The sequence below is a fragment of the Sporosarcina sp. E16_8 genome (genome assembly GCF_017347095.1).
Classification (GTDB): Bacteria; Bacillota; Bacilli; order Bacillales_A; family Planococcaceae; genus Sporosarcina.
The window spans coordinates 41,583-67,244 of sequence record NZ_JADPRZ010000008.1 but is presented as its reverse complement, the minus strand read 5'-3'; the positions used below and the strand labels follow the sequence as shown (position 1 = coordinate 67,244).

Here is a 25,662-nt window from a genome sequence, read left to right as displayed (position 1 = left end):
CTCATGACATATATTTCACACATTTTAACGGTTAAAGTAATGAACGATTAGTGTTGCTACACCGGAAGAGTTTTCTGATTAATTAATATGAAGACATACGAGAAGTAGATTTCATTTCACTGTTCCTTAAATAATTCAAGTTTTGAATCTCTACTCTATAAATCAAACTTTTAATATATTTCTGTAAAAAAGGTTTAACTTTTCCAGTGTAATCTTCAAGTGATTTGCATATGTAGTCTTCGTCCATAGAAACAGTAAAACTACATGTGATCACCACAGATTGTTCTTCATCGGTAGATGATATTCGCTGGTTTATTTCAATAACTTTCATACTCACAAATTTATTTTTCATATATATTTTGGATTTTGGTAATTTACTGTTTGACAGAAAAGATACAATTCCTTTTACATAAATCATTCTATTTGCCTCCTGATTAAGTTGAGAAAATAGATTTCTATATAGTCGGCACTTAACAAATAGAGTTTTCTTCCAACACCACTTTGTCGCTTGGTGATGGCCTCACGCAATTACCCCGCCAAAAGATAACTGGGGAGGGATTTAACTGCATCCCTCCTTGATCTTATTGCTCCGTCGCCTGCAGGATGCCGCAATATTGGGCACCTTTCATTAGTGTCGCTTCTTCGCTAGAGTTGTTTGTTATAAGGGTGAGGTATACCACTTGGTTAATTCTAAATAAGTAGTGCCGAATATATATATCGCGAGTGAAATCTTTAATAAATTGTATCACAATAAGTTCATCGGTTTCATTACTTTTCATCGCTTATTTCATACTAACAAAAAGGGCCCTTGGTTCTCTAAGAAAATAGCTGTCTTCGCAACATAATTGAGCACTCAATCGTCCAATTAGGAAGAACTATAGGAAACGAGTGGATGATATGAAAAAGAAAATAGTCATAGCTGGTGGAACGGGTTTTCTAGGTCAATATTTTGAAAAGAAGTTTACGAATTTGGGCTATGAAATAATCATCATTTCAAGACAGTCTGACCAACTTATTTGGGCGGATGACGTAGGTATAGTAGAGGCCTTGGAAGGAGCGGAGATGCTCATCAATCTTGCTGGGAAGTCTGTCAACTGCCGTTATAACGAGAACAATAAAAAAGAAATCCTTGATTCCAGAACAGGAACCACAGAAATACTTGGAAACGCTTTGCTAGCCTGTAAAAATCCGCCGTCATTATGGATCAATTCAAGTACCGCTACGATTTATCGACATGCAGAAGATAGACCTATGACGGAGGCTAGTGGCGAGATTGGGACAGGTTTCTCCGTTGAGGTAGCACAAGCATGGGAGAAATCCCTATTTGCTTTCCAGCTTCCTCAGACAAGGAAAGTCGCATTAAGAATTGCAATTGTACTTGGTGAGGATGGTGGAGTGATGGAGCCCTACCTCAACTTGGTACGCTATGGGCTCGGCGGTATTCAAGGATCGGGCAACCAAATGTTTAGCTGGATTCATATGGAAGACCTATTTCGAATCATCCTTTTTCTTCAAAAGAATAAAGATTTGGATGGGATATTTAATTGTTCAGCCCCACAGCCGATTACGAATCGAGTATTCATGACACAACTGCGGAAAACAATGGACCGAAAGTTTGGATTACCTTCACCGAAATGGATGCTCGAAATGGGGGCTGTTTTTATGAAAACCGAAACGGAATTGGTTTTAAAAAGCCGTTGGGTTGTTCCTGATAGATTGGAAAAGGAAGGGTTTCATTTTACATTTGATACAATCGAGAAGGCACTTCAACAAATTTTGAAGAGTTCTAGTAAGATTTAGTGGGAAACCAATGCTAAATATGTGCCTTTAATGACGACCCCGATTAACAAATAGAAAGACATAGCAAAGAATCCACTTTGGTAATAAAGTGATTTCTTTGCTTTTATATAACCGAAAACAAACACTTTAACTATGTGTTAATTTAGGAAATCTAAAATCCGGATTGCAATTTAACAAATTCAAATAACAAAGGTACATTACTGTATTGTTGTAAGGAAGCTGAGCTTTCAGAAATCTTATCCCAGCTTTCCGTATAAGGATCTGCTCCGGTTAATAATGGCATGGATTGCTGTAAAAAGTCTTCAATCGGCATCTCTAACTGTTCTATAAATCGTTCTACCTGTGGAAATTTCCCTTCCTTTTCTGGATTGGGTTCTTTAAATAGTACATGTTCTAAATTTCTTGAAAAATAATACATACGGTAATCGATTTCAGCAGATAGTATCTTATCTAATGCCTTCATTATATTGATATTTGTACTCCTATCCGCATTTCTAGCTGCTATTTGTTGCTTTTGTTTTTCATGCGGAACAGTTATTCGATCTTCATGGTAAAGTGTTAATTCTTTTTGGGTATCTTCAATTACAATCGCGTCTTCTGGGATGAAACAACCATCCATATCAATAATATGTAGTACACAGAATACATCTTCCGGACGAAATTTACTTTTAAGCATAAATTCATTTACTGCATTTCCTATCACAGACTTGATAGGTTGGTCCGGCCTGTCCAAGTCATATAAAATATCGCCGTGCTGAATATGGAAACGTATATTATGCTGTTCGAAAAGACTACGTAACCGATTGTATAGCAATACCTCTTCGCAGCTTCCCTCGACAAGTAATAATACGACCTTCTTTTTAGTAATTGTCATGTGAAATCCCTGCTTTTCGGAATGCCGTCTTAATATCATATAAATTTGTTTCCGCATAGATTTCTTCATCTTGACCACCCAGCTGTACAGCACGTAGATAGATATCCCGTGCATTACTTAGCTTTTCAACCCCTTTTAATTGATGGTATCTGTCCTCTTCATTTAGAGTAGTAAACCATAAGTTTCGAATTGGAAGCACTTCTAATATCCGCAAGTTATGAGAAGTGAAAAAGAGTTGACCTTGTGCATTTTCGTCCAGGACTTCTAATATTTCGCCAAGTAAATATTCAAAAATCCCTGCATCGAGCTCATCAATGACAACGCAAGCGTTCGGATTATTATAAACGGCAATGAGTGTACTTAAAATTGAAATAATTTTCAACGTACCTTCAGACTCACTTCGTAAAGGAAGTTCGATATCCCTTTTTTCCGATAGAAACTCAAAGCGAACTCCCTCACTTCCATCACTCAACTTTTGCTTATTGATTTTTCTTATCTTTATTAGAAGACCTGGGATAATGGTCTGCAAGACAATATTCGTCTGACTAACCACTTGGTCAATCGTTTCAAACAAATCCAATGGCAACACCATTGTATCTTGCATCTCATAAGGTATATGTCCACGTTTTCTTTCCAAATGAACACTAAAAGGCATAACAAGATTAGCAACTAATAGACCATATTGAATCGTATCAATAACGTGTAAATCTCGATTGAGGTCATCTGAAAGGTTTTTCATAATTTCAGTTTCTGTTTCTTCTAAGAGCACTTCAAATACATCCTTTAATTCCTCTCTAAACACAAATGAAGTTGAGTTACTAGTAGCCATTCGATTGGCTACCATGACTGAAACCCTTGCAGTTTCAGTCATTTCATGTGATTCATTATCTCCTATCGTTAAGCCTTTAACAGTTTTTGAAATTAGAACTTTGAATCGCTCATTTTCCTTATTTTCACGATATACTACTCGTTCTTGGACAACTTGATACCTTCCTTTTCCCGCCGACAAAGAAACTGAGTAGTTTACGAAGTATTCACCGAATTGATTTTCAACAATAAATTGAAACAATAAGCGAATAGCCTTTTCGTTAAAATACAGCAAGTTAGATGTGAGCTTAGGAAGGGGTGCATCAAGATTGGCTGATAATAAAGTCTTTAGAAGATTGAACGCTTCCACTGCCGCAGTTTTCCCCGAGCCATTTTGACCATAAAACCCTATGACATCCGCTTTCTCTAACGTATTGAATGTTGAATTTGTGTGAAACGCACCATTTTTAACATTTTTCAAATTGGTTATTTCTACTTTGGTTACCCTGACTATACTTTTCATGGAGGTCCCCCTATGAATACTACTTAATATGAAAATAAGCTATTATTTTTAACGATAAATGCATCTAAAAAGGAATTTATTAATTGCTTATGCCAGAGGTGAAAAATGTGATTTACTTATTAATATGGCCTTACTAGTCATTAGTTATTCAGATTAACATTAGAAAGCTGTAGTGAATTTCGAGTGTATTATCCGAGTCCCCTCTTTACGCAGACGTCTAGCTATATATGTTGCAATGAGAATCCCTTTGAATTCGCTACGGGGCTAGTCTTAGAGCTTCGGCTACCCCTTGTAAGCCGCCTTCGCTCAGTTTATATAGTAATTCATTTGTTCAACATATATAGATCAGAGTTTCAGTGTATAAAAAATAGTACGTTACATTTAATCCAACACAAAAATGCCTATCGAAATGATAGGCATTCTAACATTAGCTTTATCTGTGAAAAGTCTCACCGTTAATAATGACTTCCGAGGCACGGAATGGGATATTTATATTCGTTGAAAAATATGGCTCTAAAATGCTATAAAAAGACTCCCATTGATTATCTACTTCTTCATATTTACCATTAAGCTCTAAGTCAATGATGCTCGTGTAAACTTTTTGTAGTTTAGACAGATCTTCCTTAGATACTTCGAAATCATAATTAGCCATTTGTTCATTAAATGTTGGCATTGGATTGGCAGCACGATAATACGGGCGCATCACCAAGTCAAATGCCTCCCATTTATCCATCGCGAGTTGGTCGTCTCCGTCGCTACTAGCTTGGTGAGCATCCTCATATAATTTCTTAATCACCGGGTAATCCTTTTTGGAAATAGTCGTTCCTAACTGTATAATATACTCATCAAATGTTGGCTCTACAAAATAACTATTGACAATTTCAAATAATCGGTCGATCTTCACACCAGATTCTATCTCCGCCCCACTCTTTGCAAGTGAAATCCATTGATTATATAGTTCTTCCATTTGCAGCAGTTCATCACTCGTAAATGGATATTCAAACATACTTATATAAACGTCAAATGGTTCAGGCTCCCAATTGGCAAGATAATGCGGATTTATTATGCGATTTATTTGTGTCCATAATTCTCCTGCCTCCTCCCATAACTCATTCTTTTCTAAAGTCATTACCTCATTGTAAAGTAGTTCAAGCTTATTAATTTCATCTTCTGTTACGCCGAGTGGTAGATTTTTAACAAAGTAGTCAACGCTATAAAAATCGGCAATGCTTTCCAAGACTTCTCCTTCGATTTGCACCAAAGCTCCAACTGAGAAATTCATAGCCTGGATTTGCTCTTCAGCAAAAGTATGCAATCCAACATGGTAGCGTTCACCGCTATCACCTTTAACGATTATTTCATTACCCCAATTTTCAACGACTGTCCCTTTGACAATCTGTCCGATTTGAATTTGTGATTTAGTTTGTTCCACTGCCGCGGAAGTATAAGAAGGCATCACTCCACCAATCCCAAGTGCCAACGCAATTGAAACGACAAACATCCTCTGCTTTTCCCTACTCATAATTCATTCCCCTTTTTTAAAAATAATAGTGTAATAAGAAGACGCTTGGACAATATTCATTCTTCCATTTAAATGTCATTGAACTATTCATTATATGCGCTGACTACATAATTATGACAAACAAATAAAAGAAGAAAACCTTGTATTCTTTCCTTTGCTATAATGAACTATAACGATATGTATTTAATAGTTAGGGTGTGTGGGTGTATGGAGTCGAATGAAAAACAATCGCCTGATTTAAATAACGTTGATTCAAATGAAGAAATTGATGATGAAGAATTGCAAGAACTGGTATTAGAAGCACAACAGCTGGCCCTTTTTAGAGAGGCGCAAGAAAAAAACAACCGCAAAACTAAGCGTCCATTTCCAAAATGGCTATTTTGGCTCATCTCCATTGTGATGGTTTTCAATACATTTGCGATTATTTTTGAAGTTTATTCAATTCCAGCTATTGAATTCTTACAGACTTCCTCAAAATTATCGAAGCAAGAAAACATTGCAACTTATAAGAAATCTGTCGTTGTTATTCAGTCCGCTGAAAGCAAAGGCACAGGTTTCTCCATTTCGAGTGAAGGAATTATTCTAACGAACTATCATGTTGTCGAAGGTAGCGATACTGTAAATGTCTACTTCCCAGAAGAAGGTCGTTTAACGGCAGACGTTGTGCATACATATCCTTCAGTCGATCTCGCTGTACTGAAAGTCTATGGACAAGATCTACCCTATTTAGAACTCGCTGAAAAAACGAGTTTTACAACTAATGAAGCCATCAACTTTATTGGCAATCCTTTAAGTTTTAAGGGCATTGCAAATGAAGGCACGATTATTGATTATATCCAGCTACCGTATTGGGATGTACCTGTCGTAATGATGCAAGCACCCGTTTATCGAGGAAATAGCGGCAGCCCTGTACTAAATAGAAATGGGCTGGTGATTGGCATAATTTTCGCCACGTTAGATCAAGAAACGTATGGAAAAGTCGGGTTATTTATACCGATAGATGAATTTTACAATCAACAGTAAATAAAGTTTGTTAGTGCTTAGAATCAACCTGGAAATAGTGAGATTAAGAAATCCCATTGAATTCGCTACGGTGTTAGGGGATGCCTTCGCTCAGTTTATATAGGAAATTCAGTTGTTCAGCATATAGTTAGATATAAATTTATTTCCCAATATCAAAAACGGTTGCATTTATTGTGCAACCGTTTTTTCTGGAAATAATCTTATTAGTAGAGGGTAAAATTTCTTGGAAATCAGTTTATTCCATATGCAAACTTCAGCCTTTTTTGTTATTATCCCTATCTTTTTCTTCTTTCTCGCCCTCTTTATCCGCTTTTTTATATTCTTCCTGATACAGTACTTCTTGCGCTGAAGACAATCCATTATTTTTATCGGTCAATTGTTCATGTGGAGGCTTTTTCTCATTCATTTGTATACTCTCCTTTCCATGTTTATATCTTGATTACTTAGTTTGTCCAAATCTTTTAGTTTTTAAACAAAGTTAATGGTATCTGACTCTCATCAGATTTCAAATAACATAATTAAGTGATTGTCGAACACCAGCTAAAAACAAGTGGTATTCGACAATCACTTTCAACATCAAAAAATACAATTAAAAAGCCGCCAAAGGAGACTCGATTCCCTTGGCGGCTTTACGTTACACTCTTATTTTATACGTAATTCTGATTCACAATCGAAAAAGTGCGCTTTATTAAGATCAAATGCTAAGTCGACTGTTTCGCCTGCTGCAACGCTGAAACGTGCATCAACCCGTGCAACGAAATCTTGGTCATTTACTTTAGAATAAAGAATAATTTCTGCTCCCATTAATTCAGCAACTTCAATCGAGGCCTTGATTTTTGTTTCAGGAGAAAAATCTAGGAATAGCGGTTCATCATGAATATCTTCCGGACGAACCCCAAGAATGATATCTTTACCGACATAACCTTGCTCACGAAGATATTTCATCTTCCCTTCAGGTACAAGAATTTTCACATCGTCCATAACAAAATAATTCTCTTCTAATTTACCGTTCAAGAAGTTCATTGCAGGAGAACCGATAAATCCACCAACAAAAACATTATTAGGTTCATCGTAAACTTCTTTAGGAGCCCCTACTTGTTGAATATATCCATCTTTCATGACAACAAGGCGCGTCGCCATTGTCATTGCTTCCGTTTGATCATGTGTTACATAAACGGTTGTTGTTTGCAGGCGTCTGTGTAGTTTTTGAATCTCTGCACGCATTTGTACACGTAGCTTAGCATCTAAGTTAGACAAGGGCTCATCCATTAAGAATACTTCGGCATCCCGTACAATTGCACGTCCTAAAGCAACACGCTGACGCTGACCACCTGATAGAGCCTTCGGTTTACGCGTTAACAGGTCTTCAAGTCCCAATATCTTAGCTGCATTATCAACCCGTTTTTTTATTTCGTCTTTTTTAAATTTACGAAGCTTCAAACCAAACGCCATATTATTGTAAACATCCATATGTGGATATAATGCATAGTTTTGGAAAACCATAGCGATGTCACGATCTTTTGGTGGGACATCGTTCACTCTTTTATCACCAATGTAAAGATCGCCTCCTGATATTTCTTCCAAACCAGCAATCATCCTCAGTGTTGTTGATTTTCCACAGCCTGATGGACCAACTAATACTAAAAATTCTTTATCTCTAATTTCCAAACTAAAATCTTTAACAGAAACCACATCTTTGTCATATACTTTTCTTATATTTACCAATTTTAAGTCTGCCATTTTATTCCCTCCAGAGTATGTAAGTGCTTTCATTAACTACTAATAGCATACATTATTTATACTATTCTAGTAATGGTGAATATGCACAAAGATCTGGATAGTCTTCGTGCATATTTACTATGAACGACGTTTCCAAATAAATAGTGTTACTTTCTTGCTAGAAGGGCAAGGTAAACTGTCATTGCATGATGAAATTGTCGCACATCTATTCCCGTCTTTTCAAAAAAACGATCCAAACGATATTGGAGGCTATTGCGGTGCATATGCAATACCTTTGCTGTCTCTGATATATTTAAATTACATTGAAGAAACGTTTCGATCATTTTCAGTGTTTCTTCATCGTTTATGTATTCTTGTAAAACAGTTTTACCAATATCCGAACGTAGGTCTGGTTCTGTTTGATTAATGAGTAAATAAGGTACAGCATCAATATACGTTACTACTGTTTTATTCGTATATACAAATACTTTCTTAGCTGCATTTGTTAATGAGTGATAATACTGCGCGATGTCCTCCAAACCTTCCTTATAAGATCCAATAAAGAAGTGGATTTTTACAGATAAATCGCTCATGAGTATATCTTTAATCTCTTCAAATGAGATACTATCTTCATAGTCAATCTGTTCTTCTATTATTATCCCTTCATGTCCATTTCCCCATAAAATAGGTACAGGATTAGCAAAAAGCTCATGAATAGCATCTTTAAATACAGTAGGGTCAATTTGATTTTTTTTGATTGAAAAGTAGATAAAACGATAGGGATTTTTAATTTCAAAGTTAGCACTTGATTCAGTCGCATGAATAGCATTTTTCCATTTTCGTTCTTCATCAGTAGGTATTGGTAAATTTATATTATATGGTAATAAAAAAGTAGTTAATAATGATACGTCTTTAGAGGTTAATTCCTCGTCATGAATACCAACAATTTCATTTTCACCTGTCACAAACCACTTATATGTAGTATCTAAGTTATCATGTCCCTCTGAATATACAAGGAGTGACGAATAAATTTTACGTAATTGATTGATCATCAAAACACCCCTTTCTTTTTTCAAAAAGCATTTACACTTTAGACTATTGCGTCAAATTTAATAGTACCACATTAATACATATATACGCCTTGCAATTAGATGATACCCTTTTTGTAACTACACTCCAACATAAACGTGAGGCTATCACAGTAGAACCAAGTAATGTAAAAACGCCTAAAGAAATTCCCTTTGGCGTTTTTGAGATGACTAATAAATATTAAGTGCTTCTAGTAGAACAAGCATATTATCTTTTTGCAGCCTCATTCCTAACTTAATACGCCCTTTAATCTCCACGTTTTTGTATTAGTTTAAAAAAATATGCGTTTTGATTGAGAAGTTCATTTTGTTAATTTTCGAAAACGTTTTAGTTTTTATCTAAAAACTAATATAAGAGCTTACAACGAATTATAGAACCGGAATTCAAAATTGTCAATCAATTTATTTTGGTTTTTGTGGAAGATATAGCATACGAATGGGCTAACATGCGTAAATGTGACTAGACAATTTCTAAAAGTCCTGTTTGATACGGTGGTGTGAGAAATCGGAAGTTAATCAATCTCTTCTACTCTATTATGCCTTGCATTAAATAATAGAGTAGGAGGGTTTTTATTATTCAGTTGAATTTATCAGTATGCTGGTTTATTTATCATGGATAAGTCTATTATTTCTTGGTAAACCAATGGATGTATGATCAATGCGTTTGAAACACTCGGTTACACGTTAGTTAAGAAATGCCCATCCAACTATCCTTCAATTCCCACGCGTCGAGCTTAATCAGTTTTGTTTCTCCACTATCACTGAATAATTCTACAGATATGCTCGTTTGATCTGGATAGATACGGGCAGTCATCGCTGTTTCGCCGTCGTTGACAAATAACTCAAGAGATGATCGGTCTATAAACAGATGGAGTTTGAGAGTTTCACAGTCTCGTCCGTGAATGATGCTCTGTCTAATTCCACCCTCTCCATGCCCTGAATGATTACGGTCAATCCCAACTTTACCTTCAGCCACTTGATAAAAAATCTCTGTTTTCTGCTCTCCATCTGCAGAGCAACGAATATTAAGACCGAATTTTTCAGCAGTGCTATTTTTTAACGAAAACTCAGCAATAATTTCAAGCTGATCACCTTTGATAGTTGATAATCGAACGTTGTCGTTAATCATAGTTTTCTCAACTACATTTTTTACCGTTCTCAATTTTTGAAGTTCCTCAATTGGAGTCATTGAAAGTTCACCATGATTATTGAACTTCAACTCTCTCGGTAAGGTTAGGGCCCCAGCCCAACCATGTTCTTGTTCTGGCATCGTAGTTTCCCACATGCTCATCCAGCCTAACAAAATTCGTCTTCCGCGATCATCGAGTAAGGTCTGTCCTGCATAAAAATCAAAGCCCTTATCAAGCTCAGTAAATTGACCATGCGAGAACTGTTTTGTTGAATAATCAAAATCACCAATATAAGTCCCGTTCTGATACAAATTCTGATATATATCCTCTTCTGGCTCAATTCCTTGGGGAGAGAATAGTAGTACATGCTTTCCTTCAAGTTCAAAAAAGTCCGGGCATTCAAACATATAGCCCATCTCCCCTTCACTCTGTGCGATGACGCCTTGATAGACCCATGTAGTCAAATCATGGGATTCATATAAAAGTACATTGCCTAATTCATCGACTTGATTCCCCAACACCATATACCAGGTATCTTGGTATTTCCAAACTTTTGGGTCTCGAAAATGCAGAGAACCATTTTCTGGTGGTTTCGAAATAATTGGATTACTTACCAGCTTTTCGAAATGAATTCCGTCATTACTTGTTGCAAGACATTGCACTTCAAAAAAATCAGAGCCATCTTCAATCAAATTGTTATGCCCTGTATAAAAAAGGAGCAATTGCCCATCATGTTCAAGGGCGCTTCCTGAAAAGCACCCACTTTTATCAAACTCATCTCCTGGTGCGAGTGCGATGGGGAGATGTTCCCAATGCACAAGATCTTTACTTTTCACATGTCCCCAGTGCATTGGGCCTCCCTTCGCACCAAATGGATGATGCTGAAAGAATACATGATAGTCCCCATTCCATTGAATTAATCCGTTCGGATCATTAATCCAGTGTGCAGGAGCCATGATATGATAGCCTAGTCGGTATGGCGTATCTTTCACTTTTCCACTTGCCACTTGTAAAGCCTTTTCAGCCTTCATGATTCGTTCTTGATGAAGTGTAACCACTATAATCCCTCACTTTTATGTATAATTAAGTTGATGTATTGAATACGCCATACAAACTAACGTTATTCAACCTAGATAGAAAGAAAACGATGTTCCCCATTCCTTTGAACAGGGAATACTCATCGTTTTTACTTTACTTATAATTCTTTGAAATGCCAGACATGACTTTGGAAATCACCCTTCATATCGATTGGAATGCTTAAACCTACGAAGGTTAGTTCATCGCCGCCATATACCTTATCTGTTCCAAGCAATTCATACTTCTTCGTAGTATCAATGCCCGATAACCGTACGCTTCCAATTGCTGCATTCGGCTCCGCAAGCACGCGGAACAAGTAAGCGATGACCTCTGTTTTATCTTTATTGACGAACAGCCAAGCCGTCTCATTGCCTTCAAAAGGATTCTTCAAACGATAAAAGTCACCGAACTGTATAAGCTTGCGTATTTCTTTATATCTTTCTACTTGTGCTTTAACCGTTATTTTTTCTGCTTCCGTCAGCTTCGTTAAATCAAGCTCATACCCAAGATTCCCTGACATCGCAACATCTCCACGCATAGCTAGCGACGTAACCCGGTCAACTTGATGGTTCGGAACTGCTGATACATGCGCACCCATTGAAATTATGGGATAAACCATACTTGTACCGTATTGAATTTTCAAGCGTGAAATTGCATCTGTATTGTCGCTTGTCCATGTTTGAGGCATATAGTAAAGCATACCAGGGTCAAAACGACCCCCCCCTCCAGAGCAACTTTCAAATAGAATTTCAGGGAAACGAGAAGTGATGGTCTCAATGACGTTATACAAGCCGAGCATGTAACGGTGAGCCGTTTCTCTTTGCCTGTCAGCAGGAAGTACTGCGGAACCAATTTCCGTCATGGAGCGGTTCATATCCCATTTCACATAAGAAATCGGCACACTTGCCAAAATGGCACAGACGCGCTTTGTGATTTCCTCACAAACATCCGGCCTCGAAAAATCAAGGACTAGCTGATTGCGGCTTTCGGAGCGATTGCGCCCCGGAACATGTAGGCACCAGTCGGGGTGATCACGGTAAAGATTACTGTCAACTGAAACCATTTCCGGCTCAAACCACAGACCGAACTTCATACCCATTTCTGCCACTTGACCAGCCAAATCATTAAGTCCGTTCGGCAGCTTCTCAACGTCTACGAACCAATCACCAAGTGATGAGTGGTCACTATTTCTTTTTTCAAACCAACCGTCATCCAAAACGACTAGCTCAATTCCAAGCTCCTGACCGGTTTTGGCAATATCAATAATTTTTTCAGTATTAAAATCAAAGTAAGTTGCTTCCCAGTTATTTACGAGAATCGGACGTTCTTTTTCCTTATACATCCCCCTCATTAGCCTAGTTCTGTATAACTCATGGAACGTTCTCGACATACCTCCAAGTCCGGTCGCTGAAAACACCATTACTGCTTCAGGTGTTTGGAACGCCTCTCCTGGTTCCAATTTCCAATTAAAATCGAATGGGTTGATGCCCATCGTTACTCTTGTATTGTTAAATTGATCTACTTCTGCTTGGGCAAGGAAATTTCCACTGTAAACAAAGTTGAACGCATATACATCACCTGTATGCTCGTCCGCTCCTTTTCTCAGCAATGCTATGAAGGGATTATGTTGGTGACTGCTTGCGCCTCTTGCACTTTCAATAGATTGAACACCAAGTCTAAGTGGCTGACGCTCGATATGATTTTCTTTGACATGACCACCATGAAGATGCATAATATCGAAATCTGCATCCCGAAAATCAACGCTAACGCTTAAAGCACGTAATAGTTTGAGTGATGCTGTTCCTTCGTTTAGGAATTTTACAGATCGCGTAATGACATTAAACTGTTCGTAAACGGTATAACTAAGCACGACCTTTAAATTTGTTTCCGCATCACGCATGACAATTTCTAACGTCTCCGCTTCATTATCGTCTTCCACATAAGTAGCCGGAAGACCTGGTAATGCGGGCTTTCCTTTCCGGATTTCATGCGACTCATAGCGTAAATCACTAATTGTTGAACCATTTTCAAGTTGGACCTGATAAGCTGGCTTGCGATAGTCCGTATTCCCGAATTGCGGGTATTCCTGTGGTAATGTATCCAGCGAAAACGTACGATCTTCCTTGTAGGGATTCCCAGAGAAGCCACGATCTACAAGTTGAATTTCATTTGAATAATTAAAGTCGTTTATTTTTCTACCCCAATACAGATGGAGTAAATAGCCGTCACGTACAACTTCCATGACATAGCTCGTATCATTTGCTTGTAGATGAAATCTGTTTTTCTTGGAATCAAAATGTATCGCCATATTAATATTCAGCTCCTTAACTATATTATAGGTTTACTTAACCGATCCTTGTACAACGCCGCCAATGATCCATTTTTGTGCAAACAGGTAGACAACAACCATCGGTGCCAATGCCATTAAATAAGAGGAGAAAGCTAAGTTGTAATCTGTCCCAAATTCTGATTGGAACACATATTGAACAAGTGGGAGCGTGGCATGAGCCGAATCACTTAATATAATTAATGGCAACAAGAAATCATTCCACGCCCATAGACATGTCAAAATACCAATCGTCGCATTAATCGGCATTAAAAGCGGGAAGATGACTTTCCAAAATACTTGCCATGTATTGCATCCATCGATAATAGCAGCCTCTTCCAACTCCTTGGGAATTGATCGGATATACCCGACATAGATGAAAATATTTATAGCCATACCGTATACAACATACAGTAAGATAAGTCCACCTGGGTTATTTAGTCCGAGTGCGGATGTTTGCTTTACAATGGGCAGCATGATTATTGGAAATGGAATAAATAACGCACTGACAAAATAGAAATATAAGCCTTTAAAGAATTTCTTATGCATATTTCTTGCCACTGCATAGGCTACAAGTGAATTAGATAAAATTGTCAACACAAGTGTAACACCCGTAATAAGCGCGCTGTTTTTTAACGCATTAAAAAAGTTGGTTGCCTCGATTGCTCTCGTAAAGTTTTCCCAGCGAAATACGGTTGGAAATGCCAGTGCTGATTTAGCAAGTTCCTGTGGGTTTTTCAGGGCAATTGAGAAGGACATATATAATGGGAAAAGGATGATTAGCGAGCCAAGTGTAATCAGAATTGTGACAGGCCAGTTTGTTCGCTGTTTCATTACATATCCACCTCTCTTTTTTGCAAGATTTTAAGTTGAAAAATAGAGACAAACATAATCAGGAGGAAGTATATAACGGCGTTCGCTGATTGGAATGCAAATTCCCCACCTTGAAATCCACCTTTATAAATTAGTAGAGAAATGGATGTCGTCGAGTGACCTGGTCCTCCAGCTGTCATAGCGACAATCTGGTCAAACACCATTAAGAAGTTCTTCATCGACAAAACCATATTAATCGTAAAGAATGGGGCAATCATAGGGAATGTTATTTTCCAAAACTGCTGCCAATAGTTTGCACCATCTAAACCAGCTGCTTCATATAATTCACCTGGCACGGTCTGTAATCCAGCAAGGTAAAGAATGATGTTAAATGCGCAGGCTTGCCAAACGACAACAAGCAAAATTCCCATCCATGCATACTTTTCTGAGCCAAGAATATTTACCATCAAAAACTGGATATCTAATCGCTCACCAATTGTCGGAAGAATATTCGTGAAAAAGAAGTTGAAAATAAATCCAACGATTAATACACCCAATATGTTAGGGAGGAAGTAAATGGCTCTGAAAAAGTTACGCCCTTTTATTTTCGCATTTAAGCCTATCGCAACCACTAAACTAATTGCGTTTACAAGAACTGTAGCCATGATGGCGAATGAAAACGTAAATATGTACGAATCTTTTACAACTTTGTCTTTAAACAAATGCAAATAATTTTTAAAGCCCACAAAGTCATACTCTAAACTGATTCCGTTCCAGTTCGTAAAAGAATAATAGATTCCCTGTAAAGCGGGAAAGGTATGAAAAGTAGCGAAAAGTAATACAGCTGGTATAACCATTGCATAAAAAGCCCAATTTTTTTTTATAAACCTCTGCTTCGCCTTTTTTCTTGAATTTACGGGAGGTGTCAAAGTAGGACTAGCTTTTTTCATTATTATTCCTCCTTCCTTCCTTATCAAAGGAAGAGAAACTGAATTTACTCAGTTTCTCTTTTGGCATTACTTTCGATCCTCAACCTTTTCCCAGTCTTTCTGCATCGTATCTAAAAATGCAGCTACATCTTTATTTTGAGCTAATATTTGTAGGGACTGATCAGCTGTGACACCTACGGGTATATAATGGTCAGGAAAATCGACAAGTGCCCCTTTTGCAAAGCTTTCTTTCAAGCCCTCAAGCGATGGCTCCTCTTGTGAGATTCCTTTTAGCGTTGGAAATGCATTTTGTTCTTGAATATACATGGTTATATTTTCTTCTTTTAATAGGAATTCGATAAATTTCTGCGCTTCTTCAGGATGCTTCGATGATGCGCCTATACTTAAAAGTAAATCGATTCCAGAAACGACATTACTCTCCCCTGGCGTATTTGTTAGTGGATAAGGGAAAACACCTAGATCAATAGCAGGATTCGCTTTTTTGATTTCAGGAATTGCCCAAATACCTTGTAAGTACATGGCACTTTCTCCGTTTGCGAAAGCGGTGTTCCCATCATTGTAAGCGACACCTTGTTGGTTTTTATGCCCATAATCGAGCAACTTTACAAACTTTTCCGCTGCTTCCTTATATCTTGTTCCAACGAGCACGTTTCCTTTATTTAATTCATCATAAAAATCATCGCCTTGTGTATTTGCTGCAAGTACATTAAAGGCTGGAAGTGTTGTCCAAGCATCTTTGAATGTGAAATAGAAAGGTATTTTCCCTGATTCTTTCACCTTTTCTGCAACTGCAATAAACTCATCCCATGTTGTCGGTACCTCGAGTCCTAACTCTTTGAAGATTGCTTTGTTATAAATAACACCTACTGCGTTAGCTGCGTAAGGAACTGCATAAATTTCTTCTAATCCTGTGACATCCTTCAACATTTGCAAGTAAGCAGGTTGAACATTATCTAGGTTTTCATCATTTGTCATATCTTTGTATACGCCTGCTTTTGATAGTTCTTTAAAGTTATTGTTAGCGCCAATTCCAATGATATCGGGTATATCACTTTTCATGACTCTCGTTTTTAAAACAACTTCTGCTTCTGGCGGACTTACTTGTTCGACTTTAATCGTTGGATTTTCTTCCTCGAACTTCGCAATCAATTTAGCGAAAGTAGGAATGGCTTCACTTTTATATTGAAAGAACTCAATTTTCACTTCATCACTTTTGGAACTAGAGGTATTTCCATTAGAACAGCCGGCAAATAGAACAACGGATAGAACACCTGCCGCGAGTAACAAAATCATTTTTTTCATATATATGATCCTCCAATACATTTTTTTACTTCTACGCTTTTTTAATGCCTACGCTGTCTCTAACGACTAATTCGGTCGGGAGTACTACTTTGAGCGGCAATACCCGATCACCATGTATACGATCATACAACAGCTTAACAGCTGTCCGTCCCATTTCTTCGGTATGAATTTTAACGGTAGATAATGATGGATTTAAGTAGGCGGCAGAGTCGATATCATCAAAGCTGAAAACCGATATTTCATCTGGCACCTTCATTCCTGCTTCATGCAGGGCACGCATAACTCCAATCGCCATCGGATCACTAGCAACGACAATTGCTGTTGGTTTGGCGGTAGATTCAATCAACTCTTTCGTTAACAAATAGCCACTATTGGTACCAAAATCACCCAAAAGAATGTATTCCGGATTGTATAGACCTTTCTCATTCATTTTCTTTTCAAATATTTGCTTGCGGGTGTCTTCTTTCGGAATTATTTGTTCAGTTGTAATGCCCCTAATTGCACCTTGTCCGCCAATATAAGCAATATCCGTATGACCAAGGTTGAACAGATAATCCATTACTCGACCGGTAGCTGTCTCAAAATCAGATAGAACTACATCATAGGTATTTTCTTCAGGTAAAAAGTCTACGATAACAATATTGTCATTGTGATAATATACATCTCGTAAATCTTCAATGATCACGTCCCCGAATATGATTAACCCATCCAAGCGACTGAGTGCTAAAGCTGTAAAATCACTTTTACCAACCGTGAGTACAGATGAAATATTCATTGAATATTTTTCACAGACACTTTCCACTCCTAGTCGAATAGAAAGGAAATACGGGTCAATTGTTTCATCATTGGATATGACGAGCCCAATATTTTGCACTTGGACGGATTCAGAGGCTTTGCCACTTTTTCTTCTAGGTAGCTTGTATTGGAGTTCATCAACGACCTCCATTATTCTTCTTCTTGTTTCAGCAGTTACCGATAATGTAGGGTCTCCATTGATAACTCTAGACACAGTAGCTGTAGAAACCTCAGCTTTTATTGCTATTTCTCTCATCGTCGCCATGATTCACCTCCCCTTTTTAGTTAAGTTAACTAAACGTATTAAAAGTAATATATCAAATATTCTAATTATTCGCAAGCCTTTTCTTGAAAAAGTATAGTATTAAAGAGTTTATCTAGAATGTATATAGATTATCTAATTCTAAAGAACACCAATTTAGCCCTAAAATATGCCTTTTTCAAGCTTCTCAACGGTGTTACAGCATCAGATGTACTGTTAAGCACCTATCCTAAGTTTACATATGTAATTTAATACTTCGACCTATATAATCAATATTACGGGATGCAAAATACATCTGTTTAGTAAACAAATGCATCTTGTTTACTAAAATAAATTTTCTGTGGTAACTATCTCCAGAAAATAGTTCGCGCTTCTCTCGGTAAATCCCCTGGAGAATAGAGAAATACTAAGTTAGCTATCAGAGTAAATTATCTAATTGATGATTATTAACTCCTAAACTTTTTTAAAACACAGAGAGTTGAAGACATAAATCACATTCGACACAAAAAAAGTGAGACCTTTTCACCATAATCGGTGGAAAGGGTCTCACTTTTTTCAATATAGGGAGAGGGCGTATCTTGAACTTCTTTTGCACTTAAATTTAATCCCCCATCACCAATCACAACAACCAATTCCACATTTTCTCAGTAACTTCCCAGCTATCGCTAGGTAGATTTCTCCAGCCTGAAAAATCAATACCTGTAAACGTGCCATTATCGAAAGCGGTATAGAATTTCATCGCTTATTGTAATAAGTGGGAAGTAAACCTTTCAACAATCGTCATGACGGCTGCTTTTAATGCTGCTAAAACCTCATCACTTTCGACTTTTGTTTCACCCTTCACCCCAAAATAGAACTTGATTTTAGGTTCTGTTCCAGATGGACGGATGGCAAACCATGCATCATTAGACAACTTGAATTTAAGCGCATTCGCAATAGGCAAGTCGAGTGGCTGCCGATCCCCTGTTTCAACCACAACAGAATTACCAGATGCATAATCTTCAATTATTGAAAGGGGTTGAGTAAACTCGTTAACAAATGATGTCGACCTGAAATAATTTACGATTTCATCAATCTTCACCATGCCAGTCTTCCCTCTTAGCGTTATCGATTCCAAACCTTCTTGGTAATAGCCATGCTCTTCATACAGCACATGTAGCCCTTCCAATAATGTTTGTCCGTTTGCTTTATAACTTGCAGCCACTTCAGCAATTAATACAGAAGCTTGAACAGCGTCTTTATCCCGTACGAAATCGCCAATCAAATAGCCATAGCTTTCCTCATAGCCAAATAAGAAAGTTGACTCTGCAGTTTCTTCAAATTCTAACACTTTTTCACTGATGAATTTAAACCCTGTCAATACATCTATCGTTTTAACACCATACTTGTCTGCAATGGCCCTGCCAAGCTCTGATGTGACTATTGTCTTTAAAACAATACCGTTTTCCGGCATTGCATTACGGTCTGATTTATCTTCCAACAATGCATTTACGAGTAATGCACCAATCTGGTTTCCTGTTAAAAATATATAGTCGCCATCTAAACCTCGGACTGCCACACCCATTCGGTCCGCATCCGGATCCGTTGCTATGAGTAGATCCGCTTTCACTCTATGACCATACGTAAGTGCCATTTCAAAAGCTTGTGGATCTTCAGGGTTCGGATACTTGACGGTCGTAAATTCCGGATCTGGAATTGCCTGTTCACTGACGATGGTTACGTTCGAGAAGCCCGCTACCTCTAGTCCTTTACAAACTAATTTCCCACCAGCCCCGTGGAGTGGGGAATAAACAATCGAGAGACTCTTATCTAGTTCCCCACTTAAAAGTATTCCATCTAAATGCAATAAATAACGATTACTCAAATCATTATCCAAATAAGTAAGTAGTCCTTTTTCTAAGAGATAAGCTTCTTCCGCTACCTCCACCGAAAATAGATCATCGATACTCTCCGTATGTGTAGTAATCGCAGTTGCTGCTTCTAAAGTAACTTGTCCACCGTCTTCTCCGTACACCTTCAGTCCGTTGTATTCTGACGGATTATGGCTTGCTGTTATGACAATGCCTGAAAACGTATTCAATTCGCGTACTGCAAAAGATAACAATGGAGTAGATTGCAGTTCGTCAAACAAATAGGAGCGAATACCATTGAACCCAAGAACTTTCGCCACTTCAAGGCCAAATTCCGCAGATTGGTGCCTCGAATCATATGCAATGACGACGCCTCTATTTCTCGCGGCTTCCCCACAGCTATTAATATAGGAAACAAGCCCAAGCGCCGCCTTCCTCACTGTGTAAATATTCATCCGATTCGTGCCAAACCCGAGTTCTCCGCGCAGGCCAGCCGTGCCGAATGAGAGATTTTTATAAAAACTGTCTTCCAACAATTCTGAATTTTTCTCTTCAATCATAAGTTGCTGTTTGAGTCTAACTTCTAGATTCTCTTGATTAAGCCACTTTTCTGCTTCAACTTGCCACGTCATATGAATGACCTCCTAAAATAATGATAAAAAATCGTTCTATTCAGACTCTTCTCATAGCTATCTATCCTAGTTTAGTAGAAAATTCAATTTGGGTCAAATACATCTACTAAAAGTAAAGACACAGCACCAATAAGTGTTGCATCATCACCAAGTTTAGTTATGGTTACTTCAGTCTGTTTTGCCCGTGGTGTCAATGCACGCTCTTCAATCGTTTTTAGTATGACTGGTAAAATTAGTTCTTCGGCCTTTGTTACCCCACCACCAAGAACAATTTTTTGCGGATTAATAATATGTATTAAATTTGTTAAACCTATCCCAATCACTCTTCCGGTTTCCTTAAGTATGGTCGCAAACTCATCATTACCACCTATAGCTAATTCATATACTTTCTCAGCAGTGATTGGATCAGGAGATATCCCCTTCATTGCACGTCTAGCAATTGCTGGGCCGGTTGTAAACGTTTGCAAACATCCACGATTACCACACTCACAAATTTCACCGTACAAATCAATTGTCATATGTCCCACTTCACCGGCAATATCTTGTGCCCCGTGGTATAACTTTCCATCAATGACAAGCCCAGCGCCAACACCACGTCCAATATTCATAACCAACATACTTGTTAATTCACCATGATCTCCAAACCAAGATTCCCCGAGTGCCATTGCGCGTGCATCGTTTTCTACTTTGACTACTAGTTCAAATTCCTTTTCAAGTTCTTCCTTAATCGGGATATTGGTCAAACCTAAAATAGGAGCAAACAGTGAAGTACCTGCTCCAACGTCAACAACACCATGCATTGCGACACCTATTCCAATAATTTTTTTACGAGTAGTAGATATACCTTGTAAACAACTGTGAATACATTCTTTTAAAACAGCCAGAAACTCGGTATTTGTTATCGGTGTGGTCAACTTATTTGAAGTTCGCTTAATAATTTCCCCAGATAAATCGGTAAGGATACACTCTATCATTTCCGGTCCCGCATCTACTCCAACAACATAGAAACCTTGATTATTGATTAAGAGCATCGTTGGCTTTCGGCCGCCTTGAGACTCACCAAGCTTGCTTTCTATCACAATCCCTTGATCAATCAACTCTTTCACATTACTACTAACTGTTGGTGGCGTTAGTTTTGTCTCTTTGGCAATTTGCGCCCTAGAGATGGGTGCGTCGGCCCGTATTTTATTTAATATAATAGACTTATTTACCGATTTCATCCACCGGAATGTGCCTTGCCGCATATTAACCCCCCTATTATTTTAATAATCAAAGTGACAGAACAGGGACATCCCTACTTTGATGGTAGTACAAATATTATCACTATCAACCAACGTGGTTTTTCCTGATAGGATAAACCACTTTGACTAGGGGATATATATTAACCTTTGCAGTTGCAATGACTTTTCGCTTTTTCTTGAAGAGGTGAACTTCCTAAAGCCATTTTTTCAAATATAAGAAACACTCTTTAGCTTTTATACTATCATTAATCTCTCTAGTTGAGTACACGGATAATTTAGTTTAATTCGCGAAAGGTTGAAAGTTATACTAATTGTTTCCGATTGTCTTTGGCCGCATAAATTGAACATACCCCATTGCGCTTTTCATCCGACTGTCGGACAATACAATCTCTTTTCTTAAAATCAGTAACATCATATTTAAGTAGTCCAAAAATCGAATGTAGAACTAATGCTTATCGCCATTAAACCAAATCCATATCGATTAACCAAGCTTGCGCAGTAAGCATCTGTGCGATTGTCATTTTCTTACAGATGAACATCATTTGTAAACAACTCTTCAACATTCTTTTCAAATACACCCGTTAAGTTGGCCTGGTTAAAATCTCTATAGGATTCGTTAGGACATTTTCAATCATTTCATCAGATTATTCTTATTTTCGATATTTTTTGGCTAGGGTTAGAAAAAACTCTGTCGAACTGGCAAGTTGATATATATCGCATTCATTGGTATTATCAGTCTCTATGTACTAAGAAAGGGGACAATTATGATACGCCTAATTGCAATTGATATGGATGGAACAATATTGAGTCCTGACCACACCATCAGTACTAAAAACAAACAAGCAATTTTAGCCGCACAGTCCAATGGAATTGAGGTTGTAATCGCTACTGGAAGAGGTTTCTCGGAGGCCTATGGTCCTATTAGTGATAGTGGTTTGGATCTTTCATACATTTGTCTTAATGGAGCAGAAATTAGAGATTCATTTGGGGATTTGCTTTCTGCAACCCATATAGATGAAAATAACATCTCACAAATAACATCTATTTTAGATGCTCACACAATAGATTATCAACTATTTATTGATACGCTAATTTATATTAACAGTATTGAAGATCAAATCGATACTTTCATTCAACTTGCTGAAGCAGCTAACCAAATCCCCGCAGTGGATAAAATCCGGCAAGAAGTAATGAATAGAGTAGAACGAGGTTATATCCGCCAAGTTGATTCTTATAATGAGCTCATTAACCAACGCGGAAGTGAAATTTATAAAGTATTTGGAACGTCTTTTAATAGAGTGAATTTAGATAAGGCTAGAAAAGCACTTCAACTGTTACCTGGACTTGCTATCAGTTCTTCAGGAGCGGGAAATCTAGAGATTACAGATATCAATGCACAAAAAGGAATAGCAGTTGAAAAATATGCCAAGAGTAAAGATATCTCAATGGCTAATGTCATGGTAATTGGTGATAGCTATAATGATTTATCAATGATGGAACGTGCAGGACGCTCTGTTGCTATGGGTAATGCCCCTGCAGAAATTAAAGCCGCTTGCACTGAAATTACAACCACAAATGAACATGATGGTGTTGGATTGGCAATCCGAGCTATCTTGCAACTTCAGGTTTAACTTAAAATAATCCTCCTTCAGTTGAGCACTCTCAAATGAAGGAGCTTTTTCTTTGTTAATTTTATTTGATGGCCATTTAGTGGCTGGAGATAAAGGCTTATAGTTTTCATTCACACAAATAAATGAATGGATCACACAAGAATCCCCTCATGTTAGAAGTTCTTCTTGCCTTATATTCTCCTTACCTACCACGTCTTTAATTGCTCCTACAGATGACCTTTCAATTTCTAGTGGATCTAGTTCACCCAAACCCGGATGTGGTTAATGGAATGTGATAGTGCTCCTGTTACAAAGCTAGATGCACGATTTGATACAAGCCAATGGACCATTCCGTTCAATTGTTTCGGATCACCAAAGCGATTCATAGATGTGTGCCCCATAAACGAAGCAATTCTATCTAAATTGCAACTATATAGTCAGCACTTAACAATTAAAATGTTCTTCCAAAACCACTTTATCGCTTGGCGATGGCCTCACGCAATAAGCCCGCCAGAAGATCACTAGGGATGGATTGAACTGCATCCTTCCTAAGTCTTATTGCTCCGGCGCCTGCAGGATGCGGTGCTATTGTGCTGACTTTCATTAGTGTAGCTCCTTCGCTAGATTTATTCGTTACACTCGTGAGATGTATCACCTAGTTATCACCAAATAAGTAGTGTCGAATATATAGCAATAAAAAATAGACCTCCCCATCTATAGAAGGGAGGTCTATTTTTCCTTATATTTTGCTCTGATATACGGGAAGCAGCCCTTTCATTGTCGAGTGCACTATCAATACTAATAATTACACCTCGCAACTAAAACCAATTAGAGTCACCCACCTGCAATCAGGGCTCAGTACTTTTCCTCTTAGAACCAGTTTGTATGGAATGATCCTTCTTTATCCTTACGCTCATACGTATGAGCGCCAAAGTAGTCGCGCTGTGCTTGAATTAGATTTGCAGGAAGATTTTCTGAACGATAGCTATCATAATAAGCAATTGCACTTGAGAATGATGGCACGGGAATACCCTGTTTAACTGCAACTGATACGACTTCGCGTAATGCAGATTGATAACCTACTACAATTTCTTTAAAGTAAGCATCTAACAATAAGTTTTCTAGATTTGGGTCTTGATCATAGGCATCTTTAATGTTTTGCAGGAATTGAGCACGGATAATGCAACCACCACGCCAAATCATCGCAATATCGCCATAGCGAAGATTCCAGCCACTTTCTACAGATTGCGCGCGCATTTGTGCAAAACCTTGTGCATAGGAACAAATTTTACTCATATATAATGCTTTTCTTACGGCTTCAATGAGTTCCTCTTTATTACCTTCATAGCTGCCTACCTCAGGCCCCGCTAACACTTTGCTTGCTCTGACACGTTCATCTTTCATCGCAGATATGCAACGTGCAAATACGGATTCAGTAATTAATGGTAGTGGAACGCCTAAATCCAAGGCATTTTTACTTGTCCACATTCCTGTCCCTTTTTGGCCTGCTTTATCTAAAATAACATCAACAAGTGGTTGACCTGTTTCTTCATCTATTTTTGTAAAAATCTCGGCAGTAATGTCAATTAGGTAACTATCCAATTCGCCTTTATTCCATACTGAAAAGACTTCATGTAGTTCTTGTACATCAAGATCAAGGACATGCTTCAATATGAAATAGGCCTCTGCGATTAATTGCATATCCCCATACTCAATCCCGTTGTGCACCATTTTCACATAATGCCCTGCACCATCAGGCCCAATATATGTACTACAAGATTCACCATCTACTCGTGCAGCAATCGCATCAAAAATAGGTGCAACTAGATCATATGCTTCTTTTTGGCCACCTGGCATAATCGAAGGACCTTTTAGCGCACCTTCTTCTCCCCCAGAAACCCCTGTACCAATGAAATGGATGCCTGTTTTCTCTAAATCTTTGTTGCGGCGAATCGTATCTTCGAATAAAGTATTTCCTCCATCAATCAGGATATCCCCCTTTTCAAGATACGGCTGTAAGGATGCTATTGTTGCATCTGTTGCTTGTCCTGCTTGAACCATTAGCATAATTTTACGCGGTACTTCCAATGAGTTAACAAATTCTTCAATACCCTTGGCACCGAAAAAGTTCTTGCCTACTGCTTCATTTCCCAAAAACTCATCTGTTTTTGCAGCTGTACGGTTGTAGACAGCAACAGAATACCCTCTACTTTCAATATTAAGCGCCAAGTTTTTCCCCATAACAGCTAAACCAATTACACCAATTTGTTGTTTCGACATGTTATACATCCTCTCTTTATCTACTATTTTCAACGATT

At 37.9% G+C, this 25,662-nt stretch carries 19 protein-coding genes; 3 read left to right on the top strand and 16 right to left on the bottom strand.

Features of this window, described 5'->3' with window-relative positions:
• Positions 1–82 precede the first annotated feature (82 nt).
• Positions 83–418, bottom strand: coding sequence for a hypothetical protein (locus tag I2484_RS08695; protein ID WP_207150641.1), 336 nt, complete (start codon positions 416–418; stop codon positions 83–85).
• A 479-nt stretch (positions 419–897) separates the two neighbouring features.
• Between I2484_RS08695 and I2484_RS08690 the strand changes: the two genes are divergently transcribed.
• Positions 898–1,800, top strand: a complete 903-nt coding sequence (locus I2484_RS08690) for a TIGR01777 family oxidoreductase (RefSeq protein ID WP_207150640.1) — start codon at positions 898–900, stop codon at positions 1,798–1,800.
• A gap of 151 nt (positions 1,801–1,951) precedes the next feature.
• Here the strand turns inward: I2484_RS08690 and I2484_RS08685 are convergent, their stop codons facing one another.
• The 3 genes from I2484_RS08685 to I2484_RS08675 form a co-directional block, all read right to left on the bottom strand.
• Complete coding sequence (locus tag I2484_RS08685; RefSeq protein WP_207150639.1) at positions 1,952–2,674, bottom strand: hypothetical protein; 723 nt, start codon at positions 2,672–2,674, stop codon at positions 1,952–1,954.
• Positions 2,661–4,004 carry an AAA family ATPase gene (locus I2484_RS08680; RefSeq protein WP_207150638.1) on the bottom strand — a complete coding sequence of 448 codons (1,344 nt, stop codon included), beginning with the start codon at positions 4,002–4,004 and terminating at the stop codon, positions 2,661–2,663. Before I2484_RS08680 ends, I2484_RS08685 begins: the two co-directional genes overlap by 14 nt.
• A gap of 433 nt (positions 4,005–4,437) precedes the next feature.
• Positions 4,438–5,526: a hypothetical protein gene (locus I2484_RS08675; protein ID WP_207150637.1), complete on the bottom strand. Its 1,089-nt coding sequence runs from the start codon at positions 5,524–5,526 to the stop codon at positions 4,438–4,440.
• A gap of 207 nt (positions 5,527–5,733) precedes the next feature.
• Here I2484_RS08675 and I2484_RS08670 point away from each other — a divergent pair, with 207 nt between their 5' ends.
• On the top strand, positions 5,734–6,549 hold the full coding sequence (locus I2484_RS08670; RefSeq protein WP_207150636.1) for a S1C family serine protease: 816 nt from the start codon (positions 5,734–5,736) through the stop codon (positions 6,547–6,549).
• 253 nt (positions 6,550–6,802) lie between these two features.
• Here I2484_RS08670 and I2484_RS08665 read toward each other — a convergent pair whose 3' ends face one another.
• From I2484_RS08665 to I2484_RS08615, 11 genes are all read right to left on the bottom strand, one after another.
• Positions 6,803–6,955 carry a YfhE family protein gene (locus I2484_RS08665; protein ID WP_207150635.1) on the bottom strand — a complete coding sequence of 51 codons (153 nt, stop codon included), beginning with the start codon at positions 6,953–6,955 and terminating at the stop codon, positions 6,803–6,805.
• A gap of 236 nt (positions 6,956–7,191) precedes the next feature.
• The gene (locus I2484_RS08660) at positions 7,192–8,289 is read right to left on the bottom strand and encodes an ABC transporter ATP-binding protein (RefSeq protein ID WP_207150634.1); all 1,098 of its coding nucleotides are present in this window, start codon (positions 8,287–8,289) and stop codon (positions 7,192–7,194) included.
• A gap of 146 nt (positions 8,290–8,435) precedes the next feature.
• Positions 8,436–9,320 carry a PucR family transcriptional regulator gene (locus I2484_RS08655; protein WP_207150633.1) on the bottom strand — a complete coding sequence of 295 codons (885 nt, stop codon included), beginning with the start codon at positions 9,318–9,320 and terminating at the stop codon, positions 8,436–8,438.
• A 724-nt stretch (positions 9,321–10,044) separates the two neighbouring features.
• Positions 10,045–11,517 carry a glycoside hydrolase family 32 protein gene (locus tag I2484_RS08650; protein ID WP_207150686.1) on the bottom strand — a complete coding sequence of 491 codons (1,473 nt, stop codon included), beginning with the start codon at positions 11,515–11,517 and terminating at the stop codon, positions 10,045–10,047.
• Between the two features lie 164 nt (positions 11,518–11,681).
• Positions 11,682–13,871, bottom strand: a complete 2,190-nt coding sequence (locus I2484_RS08645) for an alpha-galactosidase (protein ID WP_207150632.1) — start codon at positions 13,869–13,871, stop codon at positions 11,682–11,684.
• Positions 13,872–13,904: 33 nt separating this feature from the next.
• Positions 13,905–14,723, bottom strand: a complete 819-nt coding sequence (locus tag I2484_RS08640) for a carbohydrate ABC transporter permease (protein WP_207150631.1) — start codon at positions 14,721–14,723, stop codon at positions 13,905–13,907.
• A complete protein-coding gene (locus I2484_RS08635; protein ID WP_255551246.1) occupies positions 14,723–15,559 on the bottom strand; it encodes a carbohydrate ABC transporter permease in 837 nt (278 codons plus the stop codon). Before I2484_RS08635 ends, I2484_RS08640 begins: the two co-directional genes overlap by 1 nt.
• A gap of 159 nt (positions 15,560–15,718) precedes the next feature.
• Positions 15,719–16,954 (bottom strand): ABC transporter substrate-binding protein, encoded by a 1,236-nt coding sequence (locus tag I2484_RS08630; protein WP_207150629.1) that lies wholly within the window; start codon positions 16,952–16,954, stop codon positions 15,719–15,721.
• Between the two features lie 31 nt (positions 16,955–16,985).
• Positions 16,986–18,014: a LacI family DNA-binding transcriptional regulator gene (locus I2484_RS08625; RefSeq protein WP_207150628.1), complete on the bottom strand. Its 1,029-nt coding sequence runs from the start codon at positions 18,012–18,014 to the stop codon at positions 16,986–16,988.
• Positions 18,015–18,753: 739 nt separating this feature from the next.
• Positions 18,754–20,493 (bottom strand): phospho-sugar mutase, encoded by a 1,740-nt coding sequence (locus I2484_RS08620; protein WP_207150627.1) that lies wholly within the window; start codon positions 20,491–20,493, stop codon positions 18,754–18,756.
• A gap of 83 nt (positions 20,494–20,576) precedes the next feature.
• On the bottom strand, positions 20,577–21,737 hold the full coding sequence (locus I2484_RS08615) for an ROK family transcriptional regulator (RefSeq protein ID WP_207150626.1): 1,161 nt from the start codon (positions 21,735–21,737) through the stop codon (positions 20,577–20,579).
• Positions 21,738–22,498: 761 nt separating this feature from the next.
• Here I2484_RS08615 and I2484_RS08610 point away from each other — a divergent pair.
• Positions 22,499–23,365, top strand: coding sequence for a Cof-type HAD-IIB family hydrolase (locus I2484_RS08610; protein WP_207150625.1), 867 nt, complete (start codon positions 22,499–22,501; stop codon positions 23,363–23,365).
• Between the two features lie 849 nt (positions 23,366–24,214).
• On the opposite strand, the gene gndA is transcribed toward I2484_RS08610, so the two are convergent.
• Positions 24,215–25,624 carry an NADP-dependent phosphogluconate dehydrogenase gene (gene gndA / locus I2484_RS08605; RefSeq protein WP_207150624.1) on the bottom strand — a complete coding sequence of 470 codons (1,410 nt, stop codon included), beginning with the start codon at positions 25,622–25,624 and terminating at the stop codon, positions 24,215–24,217.
• Between the last annotated feature and the right edge of the window lie 38 nt (positions 25,625–25,662).